Origin of the sequence: Leptospira andrefontaineae (genome assembly GCF_004770105.1) — a bacterium.
Taxonomy (GTDB): Bacteria; Spirochaetota; Leptospiria; order Leptospirales; family Leptospiraceae; genus Leptospira_B; species Leptospira_B andrefontaineae.
The window spans coordinates 151,391-168,135 of record NZ_RQEY01000018.1 but is presented as its reverse complement, the minus strand read 5'-3'; the positions used below and the strand labels follow the sequence as shown (position 1 = coordinate 168,135).

Here is a 16,745-nt window from a genome sequence, read left to right as displayed (position 1 = left end):
AACGATGTATCTCTGATGGCTATCAGTTTCGACGAGTGCTTCCAGACTTATCCTCCCTTCTCACCTCCAGCGGATTTGGACGATTTTTGGGCGGAGTCGATCCGAGAACTCAAAGGTTTTCCGGTTAAAAACCAAACCAAGGCCCTACTCAAAGGGACCATTTTAAAAGAAACCATCTACGATATTTCTTTCCAATCTTACGGGAATGCGACTCTTACAGGCAGTTTAGTGATCCCAAGGAAAAGAGGAGATCTTCCCGTTCTTGTCTACTTCCATGATTATGCAAAAGATCGACCTCAAATTATTAAGGGACTAACAGAAGCTGGAGTAGCACAACTCATTCTGGACCTAAGAGGTCATGGAACTCAACTTATCCGTCCGGTATTGAAAGAAGGAGAAATTCCTGATCCGGATTGGACTCCCGGATATTATAGAAAAGGATTAGAGGCAAAAGAATCCTTCTTCTTAAAAGCAAATTACTTAGATGTGATCCGTACGATCGAATTTTTAAGACTCACTGATGGGATCGACGGCGACAAGATCATCCTGGCCGGAAAAGGGATCGGTGCTTCCATGGCTCTATTCGGGGCGGCGAATTCCCCTAGAGTAAAGGCCCTTATATTAGAAACTCCTAATTTTTGCCATGTGGATGATACACAACTGAAATTGGGAACTAGCTGGTCCAAGGAAATCGCTGAGCAGATCGCTAATGCAAAATCCAAGAAAGCCCAGGTAAAAAAGAATCTTTCTTATTTTGATAGTTTGAATTTTTCCAAAAAAATCAAGATCCCTACTCTGGTATCCGTTGGAATGGATGATAAAGTTTCTCATCCTAAATCCGTATTTGCATTATTCAACCATTTAGTCTGCGATAAAAGAATGCAGGTATATCCTACAGAAGGAAATGAAGCCGGTATCGTAGGGGACAAACAGAATTTGGCCAATTTGGAATTCTCGAAAGAGATCCTGTTCCCGGAATGAAAGAGATCCGTTTCCATAATTCTCTTAGCGGAAACAAAGAAGTATTCCGCCCGGAGTTTCCAGACAGGGTCCGCGTATATTCCTGCGGTCCTACAGTTTATAATTTCGCTCATTTAGGGAATTTACGCGCATTCCTATTTGTAGATCTTCTAAGGCGTGCTTTAGTCGCATTCGGTTATAAACCGGATATGACAATGAATATCACTGATATTGATGATAAGATTATCCGTGAATCCTTGGCACAAGGCAAAGGGATCAGGGAATTTACCGAACCTTGGGTAAAAGCTTTCCAAGAAGATTTAGAATCTCTGAATATTCAAAAATTGGAACATTATCCCAGAGCGACCGATTCCATTCCTTCTATGGTAGAGATCATAAAACATCTCCAAAATCAGGGATTAGTCTACGAAAAAGACGGAAGTTTGTATTATTCTATCTCTAAATTCAAAAATTATGGAAAACTTTCCAGAATTGATGTAAGCGGGATGAAGAGCGGTACTCGTTATGATACCGATGAATATGACAAAGATGATGTAAGAGATTTTGTCCTTTGGAAATTCCCTAAACAAGATGGAGAACCCTCTTGGGAAACTGAAATAGGTTCAGGAAGACCGGGATGGCATTTAGAATGTTCCGCAATGGTGCGTGACGTATATGGCTCCGGAGTGGATATACACACGGGTGGAGTGGATCTTACCTTTCCTCATCACGAAAATGAGATCGCTCAAAGTGAAGGAGCTTATCCGGAAGAATCCTTTGTAAAATATTGGCTACACTCCGAACATTTACTTGTAAACGGAGAAAAGATGGCCAAGTCCAAGGGAAACTTTTTTACCCTTAGAGATCTGGTAAAAGAAGGTGTGGAACCGCGGAATATCCGTTTTCTTCTACTCTCCGCACATTATAGAAGTAAATTAAACTTCACAAAAGAAAGATTAGAAGAAGCAGCCGGATCCGTTTCCAAGATCCAAAATTGTATCAATCGATTATTAGAAGAATTATCCAAATTAGGAAAAACATTCCAATCCCAGGCAAATGTAGAAGCAGGGAACTGGGATGAATTTTTAGAAAGCCTTGCAGATGATCTGAATATTTCTAAATTCCTGGCTTCCGTATTTGAATTGGTAAAAGATTCCAACCAATACTTGGATCAAAATTCTCCGAACGAATCTGAGATCATCCAAAGGTTAGAATTATTTTTTAAAATAGATTCTATCCTAGGAGTTCTAAATTTCGAAAGAAAAGTAGAAGTTTTAGACTCTGAGATAGATGAGCTCGTGAGACAAAGACAAGAAGCTCGTAAAAATAAAAACTTTGCGGAATCGGATAGACTTAGGGACAAATTGAACGAATTAGGGATCATAATCGAAGACACAAAAGAAGGTCTTCGCTGGAAAAGAAAATGAGCCGCCAGGATTATATCTACGGAAGAAGAAATATCCGAGAAATTCTGGAAAGACATCTCGAAAAAGGTTCAGAACTTTCCTTCCAAGAAATTTGGTTAACTTCCGGAGCAAAAAAAGAATTAGAAGAAATTCTTTCAGAATTAGGAAACAAACTTCTGATCAAGGAAGCTTCTCCGAGTAAATTGGATAAAATGGCTCCGGGCGTGAATCACCAGGGCGTTCTTGCACTTAGGATCCAACTCCACTCCGGAGACAAAAAATCATTCGATTCTCATTTGGAAAATTGTAAGGGTCCCATCCTTGTGTTGGATCGTATCCAAGATCCGGGTAACTTGGGAAATATTTTAAGAACAGCAGAATGTTTCGGAGTAGAAACGGTTCTCATCCCCGATAGAGATTCTTCAGGAATCACTCCTGCAGTGGAAAAAGTAGCATCAGGTGCACTCGCTTATCTAAACGTTTTTAAAGTCGGGAACCTGGCTCAAATATTAGAAAAATTGCAAAAACGAAATTTCTGGGTGGTTTCTACTTCCGACAAAGGAACAGAAGATTGGTCCAAAATTCCCGCTTGGGAAGAACTGGTAATCCTGATGGGAAATGAGGGAGAAGGTCTTAAAAGGATCCTAATGGAGAAATCGGATTTTACAGTCCGTATTCCACTTCATGGTCATATCTCCTCCTTAAATGTGACAGTTGCCACAGGGATCGTACTGGACCGTTTAAAAAACCGACCGAAGTAAATCTTATTCAAACATTTATTTCCTATTTGTGACCATATTAATAGGTGTCCCCTATCAAATTCTAGCTTGCGGTTTTTTAGGATTGGTCCCAAACTTTATAGAACATGTAGTTCAAACTGCTAGTTTGTAAAATTGTAGGAATTCCTACAGTGAAACTTCATGTGATTTTGGATAATCTTGGGCCTTTCAGTATGAAAAGATTTTTATCTTTCCGAACTCTGTTTTTATTTTTTACACTTCTATCTTTCGTAAACTGCGAATATCTCCAAGATAGACTTACTCCCTCCGATAACAAATCACTAGCAGATCAAATTAAGGATTATGTTGTCGCGGCCTATTTTGCGGAACAAAATCATGCGCTGTATAAATTTTCCACTGTGGTCCCGAATCTTCAGCCCGAAAATCTTTCTCCTTTATATTTCCAAAATCCATACTTCCAAAGGGACAATTCAAAAGCCAAAATCGTACTTATTCATGGTTGGGACTTTGCAGAAAGACAAACAGACTTACCTACTGATTTTAACAAAAAAGTAGCAAATCTACTCGGGACATGGAACCAAGGACTCGCGTTTATTACTCAAACTACCGACCTTCCAGCCGGCTATAGCAGTAGTGTATACGATACTTTCGAGATCTATGTTTTTACCTATAGGACTTCCGACCACATTGACGTGAATGGTAGAAGATTCATTGATTCCCTAAACGAAGCATTTAACTCTTCGGACAAGGTTGTAGTAGTTGCACACTCGATGGGAGGACTTGTTTCCAGAGCGGCTGTTCAACATCCGAATAATACGGATAATGTGATCGATCATATCGTAAGTTTAGGAACTCCATATTATGGCTCTCCATATTCTTCTCCGCAATACACAGGAAACTTGAGTTCGATTGGGACTATCATCAAATTTATGACAGACACTCCCGGAGGAAAGGGTCTTGCTTATACGAATGGGATCAGCGCAGGTGTAACCGGCATCAACCCTACTATTACAGACGGAACCAACCAAGCGTTTAACTTCCTATTAGAAAGTATGATCGCAAATACTTCTAAGGACTCCATCACTACGGTATATGGAGGGGATATGGGCTCCGCCAATTGTAGCGGCGGGGATCATGCTACAACCTACCAAGCTGCTTGTACAGTGATTACAAATGGAAACCCTGTGTTTAATAATTCTGATGGAATTGTACCTTTAGCTTCCGCTCTTTTAAACAATAGGCTAGCCGGAGGAAATACAAATACTGTCTCCGATATGGATCATTCTCAAATGTCTTTTAGGAACGAAGGTGGAACCGGCGGCGGGTTAACTAAGGTAAAAACACATTTTAATAATGTGTTCGGCGAAGTTTTTACGATTGTGAGCGGGTTATAAAAGAAGTCGCTTAGAAATAGGAATTTTGTTTTGTAAGTGTTGGAATTCCAACAAGTCCGAAGGTCAAACTGCCCCCGCCCTGAATCTTGGGTGGTGGGGAGAGGCCCGTGGGAGATTTGCCTTCCAGGTCTATATCAGAAAATTTTCAAAGTAGCAAGTTGAATTCACGCACTCTTGGAGAGGAATGTAGATTCCGGATTCCGGTTTATCCACTCTTCTCAAAGTCTAACCTTGATCCCCATTTCCTGCATATTTTCTTTGGTCTCTCGGATCGTAAATTCCCCAAAATGAAAAATGGATGCGGCAAGCACGGCATCCGCTTTTCCTCTTAGGATTGCTTCTACCATATGTTCAGGGTTACCCGCACCACCGCTTGCAATAATAGGGATTTCTAAATTAGAAGAAAATGATTTGAGAAGTTGGATATCGAAACCTTTTTTGGTTCCGTCACGATCCATAGATGTGAGTAGGATCTCTCCGGCGCCTCTTTCCTGAGCTTCTTTTCCCCAATCTAATGCATCTCTTCCTGTTTCAGTCCTTCCACCGTGAAGGAACACTTCGTATCTTTGTCTGTCAGGATGGAATTTTACGTCTACTGCGCATACGATACATTGTGATCCGTAAATTTCCGCGGCGGCACGAAGAAGGTCCGGATTTTGGAAAGCGGCAGTATTGATAGAAACCTTGTCCGCTCCTTTCTCTAAAACCGCTTTCACATCATCTAATGTGCGAATTCCGCCCCCGACTGTGAAAGGAATAAATATTCTTTCCGCAACAGCTTCTACCAAATGAATAAGAATATCTCTTTTATCGCTGGAGGCAGTGATATCCAAGAAGCATAACTCATCCGCGAGATTTTTTTCGTAAACCACTGCTGACTCAACGGGATCTCCCGCATCCACAAGATTTACGAAATTCACTCCTTTAACTACCCTGCCGTCTTTGATATCCAGGCAGGGAATAATTCTCGCGGCGAGCTCACTCATTTGATCGTTTCAGGCAATTCTACTTTAGAAGCCCAGTCAGAGATCATTTTAGCAAAACCGAATATTTTGTCTTCGTGCAATGCGGGAGCGGTAATCTGCAAACCGATAGGAAGTCCATTGGAATCTTTTCCGATAGGAACAGACATTGCAGGAACTCCTGCTAAATTCACGGAAGTAGTTAAGATATCCGCTTTATACATTTGGATCGGATCAGAAGTTTTTTCTCCCACTTTAAATGCGGTTGTAGGAGAAGTTGGCTGAAGGATCAGGTCCACTTTGGAAAAATAACCTTCATATTCCTTTTTAATCAGAACTCTAGCTTTTTGAGCTCTTCCGTAATACGCGTCATAATATCCGGCTGATAGGGAGAATGTTCCGAGTAAGATCCTTCTCTGGACTTCTTTGCCGAAACCTTCACTTCTGCTAGTTACATATAGATCTTCCAGCTTTCCACTTGGATCTTTTCTTTGTCCGAAACGGATCCCATCAAATCTGGAAAGATTAGAAGAACATTCTGCAGTAGCGATAATATAATAGATCGGAATTGAGTTAGAAAGAAGTGAAAAATCCAGATCCACAAGTTGAGCGCCTTTAGATTCTAACTCAGCTAAAAGAGACTCATATGCCTTTGCAACATCTGGTTCTATTTCAGAAGTGATCTTCATCTTCCCTATTTTCAAACCTTTCCAAGGAAGTTCTTTCACCTTAGAGGGGTCGAATGCAGGAATATTCTTAGAAGTAGCATCTCTCTGGTCTTTTCCTGAGATGACTGAATACACATCGATGATACCGTCAATGTCCTTGGACAATGGACCGATCTGATCCAAGCTAGAAGCATAAGCTACAAGTCCATATCTGGAAACTGTTCCATAAGTTGGTTTTAAACCAAAAATCCCACATAAAGATGCAGGCTGTCTAACGGATCCACCTGTATCAGAGCCAAGCGCAACAGGCACAAAAGAAGCCGCAACTGCTGCTGCTGATCCGCCGGAAGATCCGCCTGGAATTCTTGCAGTATCAAAAGGATTTTTTGTAACCTGATAAGCAGAGTTCTCTGTAGAAGAGCCCATCGCAAACTCATCCATATTTGCCCTTGGGATCAGAACAAAACCCTTTGCTAAAAGTTTTTCGATAGCGGTCGCATGAAATGGAGAACGATAGTTTTCTAAAATTTTAGAAGCACAGGAAGTGATCGTGTTCTCTATACAAATATTATCTTTTACTCCGATTGGAATTCCATCGAATTCGGAAAGAGGTTTGCCTGATTTTCTTCTTTCAGTACTTTCTGCAGCAGCTTTGACGATACTTTCTTTCTCCCAAGAGAGAAATGCTTTAATTTTGGAATCTTCCGCTTCTATACGAGAGATCAAAGATTGGATCAAATCCGTAGGAGTGAATTCTCCGGAATTTAATCCTTTTTTAATATCAGAATATTTTAATTTCCAAAGTTCTTTCATGTTTCGATCACCTTTGGAACTACGAAGTATCCATTTTGGAAACTTGGCGCGAAGGATTCAATCTGAGAACGACTTAAACCTTCTTTTGCTTTGTCTGCACGAAGTGAATTTCCTTCATTAGGATATAAGTCTTCGTCGGACACGGAACTCACATTTAACTCAGTGATCGTATCCACATAATTCAGGACCTTATTAAAATCCGTAAGGAAGTTTTGGATATCCTTAGGATCAATTTTGAGCCTAGATAACTCTGCAATTTTTTGAAGGGATTCTTCGTTTAGGTTCACGGCCTTCGTTCTCCTTTTCCCTTAATAGGCGTTCTTATCCATTACACCCTTTAAAGGTGTAAGCAGGATGATTTTAATATCCAACCAAAGAGACCAGTTTTCTATATAGTAGATATCCGCATCAATTCTATCATCGATAGAAGTGTCTCCTCTAAGACCCTGTACTTGCGCAAGACCGGTAATTCCAGCCTTGACCGCATGCCTTCTCATATAATGTCTATGATCCGTTTTGAATTTTTCGACAAAATGAGGTCTTTCGGGCCTTGGGCCCACCACGGACATATCTCCTAAAAGCACATTAAAAAACTGAGGTATTTCGTCAAGGGAGGTCTTACGCAGGATCTTACCAATCCCGGTCACCCTTGGATCATTTTGGACAGTCCAGGTAGTCTCTGACTGGGATTTGGTTTGGACGACCATACTTCTGAACTTAAGCATCTTGAAACTTTTATTGTCCAACCCCACTCTTTCCTGGTGATAGAATACAGGTCCCCTGGAAGTTAATTTGATCAGCAGAGCAATGATCAAAAAAACAGGTGAAAAAAGAATGATAAAGAAAAGAGAAAATAGAATATCAAAACTTCTCTTAATAGCGCGATTATAACCTAAACGTACAGGAATATTTCGGATAGAAATGACAGGAAGACCGTCCATCTCATCCACTCTTCCTTTTGCCTTGATGAACTCTTGGAAGCCAGGGATCACTTTTAAGTCGATACCTTCCGTATCACATGCATCCAAAACTGTCTCCAGACAATCACCTTCCGCGTTATTTAAAGCATAAACAACCAGATCGGGTTTGATCTCGGATAAAACTTTTTCTATCTTGTCAGTCTTCCCCAAAAGAACCATGTCTTTGCGGATTGCCTTAGAATTTCCCGAACTTACATAACCAATGATTTGGTATCCATAGATCTGATGTCTTTGGACTGAGTCAGCAAAACGAGCAGCCGTTTCTCTTGTTCCAATTACAAGTACCCTACGTAAATTATATCCTTTGCTTCTGAGATATCTTAAGAATTGGCGGGCGAGAAGATGAAGAAACCCGATCGAAAAAATATTCGTCCCGGCAAAAACTAAAATGAAAGAACGAGAGAATCTTTCGCTTCCGAAATCGCCTCGGAAAAAGAATAACATGGATAGAACGAAGAGTAAATTTAAGAATACTCCGCCAAAAATCGCAAGGAACTCATCTAAAAAAGATAATCCTCTTCTTGGATGATACAAATCTATGAATAGGAAAACGATTACTTGGGAAATAGAAAGTACGGAGCCTAATATAAAATAACTTCCTAGATCGATATAAGATCTATCTACTCCTGTTGGATCCCCTATATAAAAACGAAGAATAAATGCGAATACACAACTTCCCAAAGAGAAGATCAGATCCAGGGAAACGAATAATAATTTAAAAGTTTGGCTTCTTTCTTTCAGCATATTATTCCGACTCGACTCCTTCCGTATAACCTGTCCGAAGCGGACGTTTTCTAAATCTGAATAGGCGGATCCTGGAAAGCTGAGAAGAATCTTCCTGACCCAGGCTGAAATCCGTTAAAGATATGGAGAAGAATATCGACTGGTCGTAAAAAGTCACCTGACTCGTTCCGGTCGTTCCCCCAGGTACAGATCTAAGATCGCTACTTAGACCTAATCTGAAATTCATAGTATGTAAATTATATTTTAAGACTGCCATTGCACGATTGACGTTCATAGCAGTGGTCTGCCTTGCTTGGGTCCCATTGATCCCGGAACCATTGAGAATATCCTGGCCTAAATTTGTAGGATTCATATTCATAGAAGTGAACGGAGAAGTTGGGTCGGTATTCAGGATATATCTTTGGTAATAATAATTATCCGTTTGGTTTGTATATCTCCAAGGTTCGGTTACCCTAGAATCTATCTCTGCTTCAATTCCGAATTCCCTTGTGATATCAATACTTGCTTTAGCATAGATCCTATAATTATCCATCATAGAAGCATAATAGATATGATACCATGTACCGCCGACTTCCAACTCACGTATATATCTTAAGAAAGGAAGCCTGAATCCTCCCATCTTATACGAAAGAGTGAAGTTATTGGACAAAGGACGATGGAGAGGTGTATGATACACAAAATCGTTATTGAAGAATAGCCCAGTATAAAAACTTCTTTTTCTTTCCAGAAGGGTCCTTTTTCTTTTGCTGAATCCTTCCAAGAAATCTATATGACCCGCAAAACGGAATACCGTATAATACCATCTTTCCTGGCTTGTAGGTTGCGGTTGGTATTCATCCGAAAAGGTCCTAAGATCTCGGATGGTTTTTAAAGAAATTTCAAAATTCTCAAGAGCATAACTTTCCAAAGAAAATTCCATCTCATGTTGTCTGTTTTTCATGAGAATAGGATCTTGTAAATCAGGCTTCTCTGCTTCTAACTTACGATAAGTAGTATTAAAGAATAAGATCGGAGCACCAATTCTCAAATTGGTATTTGTTCTGAAATATTGATAACTGTCCCTGGCCAAACTTCTTTCCAAGGAAGTAAAGTTTGTATTAACAGTATCAGCACTTCCTGCAGGCAATTGAGCGGATTGTTTTTTAGCTCCGTAATAAACACTCGGAGCTAAGGACACATAACTTCCAAAATTCATAGAAGTCCTGAATCCGGTCTCACCCTGTAAGAAGTTCTGGGTCCTTAAAAGATTTTCTTTATAATCTCCATTCGGATTATCATAACTTCCGTCTGAGGTAGGAATTTTCAATTTTTCCTGGGTAGGTACTCCGTAGAATCTCATCAATGTATTTGTTAAATACACATCCCAATATACTGGAGTTTCAAAATGAGGAAGCCTTGCTATCTCAGTGCTATTCTTGATCGTAACGGATGGAAGAACATCCACCGTAGGAAAATAACCTGATTTAGTAAGAGGAGAAAGGTTATAGAAGAGCATATTTCTCTTCATATTAACGTTTACCGAAAGATCTCCCCTATTTTCCGTATAATCCAATTTCCATTCTAAGTTATTACGAACGTAACCGTAACGAACATCTCTGAATGTATATAATGACTGCAAACTATTGCTTGGCTGGTACCTATTCCCGTATTCATATTCGAATAGGCGGTTTGTAAAATTCTCATATTGAACGGAAAGATTTCGGGTAACGTCTTTTTCCGTGTTATTCATTTTAGAATTTAGGAATATTCTACCTTTCCACCAAGGATCCTTATCTTCTCCGATATTTGGGATATTGGTTCCCCAATAATTTCCCTTATCCACCTGGTTAGTGACTGCACTTGTACCGAGGCCGTAATTTGCAAATCTATCCTCAAAACCGGAAGTGATCTGATAGGCCTTATGATTTGCAAAACCTATATCTATCAAATAGTTTAGATTATTACTTTGCCTCCACATTTCTAACTGGAAGGCTTGTCCCGTTTTTTCATAGAAGTCAGCGCGAGCCTTATAACCCATTGGGGTCCAAGACCAAGTAGGGATCGTAGACCATTGTAAAGAGTTCTGAAGGAATAGACCTTGAGTATTGTTCTTACCGGCTTGTGTGGTCCAACCGTTCCCCAAGTTATTATTATAGAAGAATGGAAGCCAGAATACTGTTGTACCTCCAACCTGGAATCTAACATTAGTTCCGACAACGGTTCTATCTTGGTATAAAACCACCTTATCTACTTTAAAAGAATAATGAGGCTTCTCCGCATTACATGTTGTGAAATATCCCATCTCCAACATGTAACGTTTATCATCTAATTTTTTGACCTTCTCTCCGAAGAAGTAAGCAGGAGCAACAGTGCCCTTTGTATTATAGACCACACCCTTATCCAATCTATAATCATAGATGAATTTATCTCCCGTGATCTTAGCGCGACCGTCTTCAAATTTGATCCCGCCTTCCGCATAAACTTCCCCACGATCGGAATCCACGGAAATAGTTTCCGCTTCTAAGCTTCCCGATCTAAGTTTAATACGAACTCTACCTCTTAAAACGAGAACCCCACCCTTGGTTTGGTCGACTCTCATGAGTTCACCTTCCGCGGCATTCTCGATTACCATTGGTAAATCTTTTTTAGATGTTCCGGCTAACGCGGCGAAATCAGGCTTATTGTCTTCCTTCTCCCCTAAAGCGGCTTTTAATCTTTTACGTCTAGTGTAGATAGAACCTTCTCTGGAAAGACCCAGATTTTCAAGCTGCTCATCTACTTCTCTTTCGCTAAGTATTTCGATAGATTTGTTTAAAAGGCGGTTTCTGGTCTTAACAACTGACCTTTGGGTATCATCTTCCGAGTTTGTATCACCCGCAGAACCCCTAGGGCCTAGGTCGACCGGCTGCCCCCATAGCAAGGTGGGCAAAAAAAGTAAAAATAGACAATTTCGGATCCAGGGGCGCATTCCGATCTAAGCCACACTATTGTGTCTGGTCAGCCCTGCATCACTAATTTGTAGAGGGAAAGCACTGAGATCCCAAGAAGTATCCGATACCAACCGAACCCGGTAAATGAATGGGTTTGCAGGTATTTTAGGAACCATTTGATCACGAAAAAACAAAGTAGGAAGGAAAGAACAAAACCTAAACTTAAGATCGGTAGATTCTCCCAATTTAATACTGCTCTGTGCTTGAATAATTTATAAGCCCCTGCCAGAAACAGAACAGGAACCGCAACGAAAAAGGAAAACTCGGCGGAACTTCTGGTATCTTTTCCTAAAAATCTGGCAGTCACAATTGTAGCTCCTGATCTGGAAACTCCAGGAATCAAAGCCAAACATTGGAAGATACCGATCAGGATTGCATCCTTTGTTCCGATAGGTTCACTTGTTTTGATCTTCTCTCTTTTTTGGAACCAGAACTCTGAAGCTAAGATCAGAATCCCTCCAACAAGCCAAGCCCCTCCCAAGATCGCTAAGATATCTTCTCTTGCTTTGATCTTATCTAAAAATCCTCTGAATAAGAATCCCGCACCCATTATAGGCAAAAATCCAATGGTAACTCTGGTTAAGAAAAGGAATCCTTCCTTGTTTTCTTCTTTGCGGAGAAGGTAACGTACTGCAGATCTTCCCTGCTCTAGAAACTTCTCACGATATAGAACAACAACAGACAGGATCGCTCCACTCTGGATGAATATATCGAATAAGTCGTCAAAATCCGCTCCCTCCGAAAAAGGATAGAAGGAGGAAAATAAGAAAAGGTGTCCTGTGGAGGACACCGGTAAGAATTCCGTAATCGCTTCAATTACGCTACGGAAGATTGCGTTTAGATATGAATTCAAATCGTTGAAAAATTTCTTTTTTTACTTAGTAGCTTCCGGCGCCGGTGTAGGAGTAATAGCCTCCGGTGCCTTGGTTTCCTCGACTTTAGGAGCCTCTTCCTTGCTCAATTCAGGGAAGCTGAATTCTTTATCTAGATATTTTTCAAGGTCGAACTTATCGTTATGTTTGATAGCGACAGTTTCTTTAATTCTATCTAGAACGGATTTATAAACTTCTTCTGATTTTCTTCCTTTGATCTGAGCTCTCGCAGCATCATAACACTGCTCCAAAGTTAGGGACTCTGCTTGTTTGTATTTAGTGCGGAGCTCTTGGCAACCTTGGTTTAACTCTTGCTCGGTGATCTTAATTCTGGACTCGATCTGTTCAGCGATATACATTCCGTAGATCAACTGCATCTCTTGGAACTTTAAGATTTCTTTAATATCGGATCTTTTGCTGAAACCACTTTTATCAGCAGCTGCTTTAACAACCATCATCTCATGATAACGATCGAAAAACTTTCTTTTTCTAAATTCGTTTCTAAGTTGTAAGAAACTTTGAGGAACTTTGCTTTCTTCCTCAGTTAAAAATTTGATAACGTTCTTTTTTTCAATGTTTTGAGTACGGCTTAAAGTATCTAGAGCAGTGTCAAAAGCGCTTTCAAAACTTGCAGTAGTCAACTTATTACCGTCGATAGACTCGATAACCGGAGTCCCATCTCCGCAATATGCGAAAGAGAAAAAAGATAAGAGTAAAGTGAGGGAAATATATAGCCGTTTCATCTGTGTTGGAATTCCTACGCAAAAAATAGGAGAACCTGGCCTGGCGTCCATTACTTTTTGTCGGGTAACATTTCCGTTAAGAAGTACACAAGTTTCACAAGTTTGTCTTTTTGGTTGGCTTTCCCAGGAACATATAAAAGAACATTTGGTTCTCTTGGATTCATGGTAAGACCCATCCGAGCAGAAATCAAGTTTACGATTTTGTCATAACTGCCTAAGAAATGTGTTCCTAATTTTAAGCGGATTTCCTCTCCCAACTCGGATACAGATTCGAATCCCAAAACGGAAGCCAGGGTTCTGATCTTTTCCAACATTAAGAAAGTTTTTGCTTCCTCAGGCGGTTCGCCGAAACGGTCCGTCATTTCTTGGGTGACTTCTTCTATTTCATCCAGGTCTCTTGCACCTTCAAATCGTTTGTAAAATTCTATCTTCTGTCTTGTGTCCGGTATGTACGATTCCGGAATGAAGAAGTTAGAATCCAAATTGATAGCAGTCCGCACTTCGATCTTAACTTCTTCTCCTTTGATCCTGGCGATCGCTTCTTCTAACATCTGCACATACAGATCGAAGCCTACTTCCATGATATCTCCGGATTGTTCTTTTCCTAAAAGATTTCCCGCACCTCGGATCTCTAAATCACGCATCGCGACCTTGAATCCGGAACCGAGTTCTTGGTATTCATAAATCGTATTCAGACGTTTTTCCGCATCTTCCGTCACAACTCTGTCCTTAGGAAGAAGAAGGTAGGCAAATGCTTTTCTGTCACTTCTTCCCACCCTACCTCTGATTTGATAAAGCTGAGAAAGTCCGAATAGATCGGCCCTTTTTACGATAAGAGTATTCACATTCGGAATATCTATCCCGGATTCAATGATTGTGGTTGTGACAAGAATATCGAATTTACGTGCGTAAAAATCTACAAGAGTTTCTTCGATCTCGTCCTCTGTCATCTGCCCATGAAGAACTCCGATAGCGGCCTCAGGCACGATCTCGTTTAATCTTTTAGTCTCTTGTTCAATAGATTCAACTCTATTATAAAGATAGAATACTTGTCCTTCTCTGGCAAGTTCCGTGCGGATCGCATCTCTTAGAACCTCTTCATCCTCTTCGATCACGTATGTTTCCACACTTTGTCTATTCTTAGGAGGAGTTGCGATGATAGAAAGCTCCCGGATCCCGGTCAAAGCCATATGAAGTGTGCGAGGTATCGGGGTCGCAGTCAATGTCAGAACATCCACAAGGTTTTTGATCTTCTTAATGGATTCCTTATGATTCACTCCGAACCTTTGCTCTTCGTCTATTATGAGTAGGCCTAGATTTTTAGGTTGGACGGAATTTGCTAAAACTGCATGAGTCCCGATGAGCATATCCACCTTTCCGGAAGCAAAACGTTTTAGAACGTCCCTGGTTTCCGCTGCAGTCCTAAGACGAGAAACTAATTCCACAGTGATCGGATAGTTCTCGAATCTCTTCTTCATATTATTATAATGTTGTAAGGCAAGGATTGTTGTAGGCGCAAGCATGAGAATCTGTTTACCGGCCATCGCCACTTTGAATGCAGCGCGGATGGCTACTTCCGTTTTTCCGTAGCCCACGTCCCCGCAGATCAAACGATCCATTGGTTTAATAGATTCTAGATCTTTTTTAACGGCTTCTATCGCTTCAATCTGATCGGGAGTTTCCTCGTATTCGAATTCAGCTTCGAACTCTTCTTGGTAAATTGTATCCGGAGGAAAAGCATACCCTTGTAATTTGATCCTGTTGGAATACATATGGACCAAATCTTCTGCGAGACCTTCGACGGCTTTCTGGACTCTATCCTTTGTTTTTTTCCAAGTACTCTTACCGAGACTATCCAATCTCGGTCTTTCTGTCCCACCTACAAATCTTTGGACTAGAGAAATTTGGTCCAAAGGAACAAATAACGTGTCACCGCCGTAATATTCTAATTTTAGAAAGTCTCTTTCTTTTCCGCCCGCGTTTACTCTTTCAATTTTAAGGAATTTCCCAACTCCATGATTCACGTGAACCACAAAGTCTCCTTCTTTCAGGTCTAAGAAACTTTGGATGGCCTTACTATTTTGTTTTTTAAATCTGGTCTTACGTTTATATTCTCTTCCGAATACATCGTTCTCGGATAAGAACAGAAGTTTCTCTTCTTCCCATAAGAAACCGTTTCTTATTTCAGAAACCGCTAAATACACTTCTTCCTTAGATTTATTAGGAAGAAGGATCGGTTCAGGTTCGGATGTATCTTGGTTTAATAAACGAATTCCTTCCGACTCAAAAAGTCCTAAAAGTCTTTGGGTCTGGGCTTCAAAAGAAGAAGTGAGAATGATCTTCCATCCCCCGTCTGTTTTCAATTCTTTCAGTTTTTCACGGACTTCTCTGATCTTTCCCTTAAAGGATGGGGCTTGATGTAATGGACATACCAGATCTTCTTCTTTGCTCGGGGGAAGTTGTGTAAATTTAATACCGTTTAGATTTTCTAAAATTTCGGATTCTTCTTTATCTCTCAAAAGGAAAGAAGGTGGAGCACATAAGATCTCCTTACTTCTTTTCTCATAAAGAGCATCATATTCTCTCAAAAGATGAGAATACCTTTCTTTAGCCCCATTCGGGTCCGGAAAAACAAGTCCCGGTTTTGATTTAAAAAAAGATAATATTCCTTTATTTTCCCGAACCATAGGGATCAATTCTTCGTAATAAGTTCCACCTGCGTCGTCGGGAATTTCAGGCAAATGAAGAGATTTGTCTGCGTTTGTGATCAGATTTCGATACTTCTCTTTTTGAGAATCCGTCAGAATAAACTCATCTGCGGGAAGTAAAAACGCCTCTTCCAAATTTTCCAAAGATCTCTGGGTTTCGGGATCGAATGTTCGTATGGATTCTACCTCGTCCCCGAAAAAATCGATCCGAATTGGATCAGCGGAGAAGGAGGAAAACACATCTAAGATCCCTCCTTTCAAACTGAACTCACCGAAAGCCTGGCACATATCCACTCTATGATAGCCAAGTCGGACAAGTTCTCTCATCAAATTTTCAGGCTGGATCTCTTGGCCTAACTTTACGGACAAAGATCTTTCCATCAAAGCGGAAGCTTCCGGAAGGGTTTTTAAAAAACCGGAAACAGAAGTGAATACTAAAACTTTTTCTCCGGACAATATACGAGCGAGGGCCTGTATCCTCTCTCTTTTCATTTCCTGAGGATAACGCATATACTCGTAAGGCAAAACTTCCTGCCCAGGAAGATAACAAACAAGATCCGGCTCTAAATAACTTAAGGATTCTCTATATAAAAACTCTGATTCGGTATTTGTAGGAGAGACTACAATTTTAGAATTTTTCTGGGACTGAAATATAACGGAAGATAAAAGAGAATGAACTGAATTAGGAACGGAGGAAATTTTAGAATTCTCTTTTGCGGAAGAGAAAAGATCTTCCAGAGATTTTTTCCAATCGGATTGAGTGGAAACAGACTTAGCCATATAAAA

12 protein-coding genes are annotated in these 16,745 nt (G+C 40.4%); 4 read left to right on the top strand and 8 right to left on the bottom strand.

What is annotated here, in order from left to right; all coding sequences use genetic code 11:
- The first annotated feature begins 15 nt into the window (after positions 1-15).
- The 4 genes from EHO65_RS12395 (at position 16) to EHO65_RS12380 (ending at position 4,500) form a co-directional block, all read left to right on the top strand.
- Positions 16-981 carry an acetylxylan esterase gene (locus tag EHO65_RS12395; protein ID WP_135774751.1) on the top strand — a complete coding sequence of 322 codons (966 nt, stop codon included), beginning with the start codon at positions 16-18 and terminating at the stop codon, positions 979-981.
- Positions 978-2,387: a cysteine--tRNA ligase gene (gene cysS, locus EHO65_RS12390; RefSeq protein WP_135774749.1), complete on the top strand. Its 1,410-nt coding sequence runs from the start codon at positions 978-980 to the stop codon at positions 2,385-2,387. Before EHO65_RS12395 ends, cysS begins: the two co-directional genes overlap by 4 nt.
- Positions 2,384-3,127 (top strand): 23S rRNA (guanosine(2251)-2'-O)-methyltransferase RlmB, encoded by a 744-nt coding sequence (gene rlmB, locus EHO65_RS12385; protein ID WP_135774747.1) that lies wholly within the window; start codon positions 2,384-2,386, stop codon positions 3,125-3,127. Before cysS ends, rlmB begins: the two co-directional genes overlap by 4 nt.
- 149 nt (positions 3,128-3,276) lie before the next feature.
- The gene (locus EHO65_RS12380; protein WP_244243525.1) at positions 3,277-4,500 is read left to right on the top strand and encodes an alpha/beta hydrolase; all 1,224 of its coding nucleotides are present in this window, start codon (positions 3,277-3,279) and stop codon (positions 4,498-4,500) included.
- A gap of 218 nt (positions 4,501-4,718) precedes the next feature.
- Here EHO65_RS12380 and hisF read toward each other — a convergent pair whose 3' ends face one another.
- From hisF to mfd, 8 genes are read right to left on the bottom strand one after another with little or no spacing between them, the layout of a single operon-like run.
- Positions 4,719-5,486: an imidazole glycerol phosphate synthase subunit HisF gene (gene hisF, locus EHO65_RS12375; RefSeq protein ID WP_100723333.1), complete on the bottom strand. Its 768-nt coding sequence runs from the start codon at positions 5,484-5,486 to the stop codon at positions 4,719-4,721.
- Entirely contained in the window at positions 5,483-6,943 is a 1,461-nt protein-coding gene (gene gatA, locus EHO65_RS12370) for an Asp-tRNA(Asn)/Glu-tRNA(Gln) amidotransferase subunit GatA (protein WP_135774744.1), read from the bottom strand. Before gatA ends, hisF begins: the two co-directional genes overlap by 4 nt.
- Positions 6,940-7,230, bottom strand: coding sequence for an Asp-tRNA(Asn)/Glu-tRNA(Gln) amidotransferase subunit GatC (gene gatC, locus EHO65_RS12365; protein ID WP_135774742.1), 291 nt, complete (start codon positions 7,228-7,230; stop codon positions 6,940-6,942). Before gatC ends, gatA begins: the two co-directional genes overlap by 4 nt.
- 21 nt (positions 7,231-7,251) lie before the next feature.
- Entirely contained in the window at positions 7,252-8,667 is a 1,416-nt protein-coding gene (locus EHO65_RS12360) for an undecaprenyl-phosphate glucose phosphotransferase (RefSeq protein WP_135774740.1), read from the bottom strand.
- Position 8,668: 1 nt separating this feature from the next.
- Positions 8,669-11,614 (bottom strand): LPS-assembly protein LptD, encoded by a 2,946-nt coding sequence (locus EHO65_RS12355; protein WP_135774738.1) that lies wholly within the window; start codon positions 11,612-11,614, stop codon positions 8,669-8,671.
- Between the two features lie 29 nt (positions 11,615-11,643).
- The gene (locus tag EHO65_RS12350) at positions 11,644-12,489 is read right to left on the bottom strand and encodes an undecaprenyl-diphosphate phosphatase (protein ID WP_135774737.1); all 846 of its coding nucleotides are present in this window, start codon (positions 12,487-12,489) and stop codon (positions 11,644-11,646) included.
- A 21-nt stretch (positions 12,490-12,510) separates the two neighbouring features.
- Positions 12,511-13,251, bottom strand: coding sequence for a lipoprotein LipL31 (locus tag EHO65_RS12345; protein WP_135774735.1), 741 nt, complete (start codon positions 13,249-13,251; stop codon positions 12,511-12,513).
- Between the two features lie 50 nt (positions 13,252-13,301).
- Positions 13,302-16,739, bottom strand: coding sequence for a transcription-repair coupling factor (mfd, locus tag EHO65_RS12340; protein WP_135774733.1), 3,438 nt, complete (start codon positions 16,737-16,739; stop codon positions 13,302-13,304).
- Between the last annotated feature and the right edge of the window lie 6 nt (positions 16,740-16,745).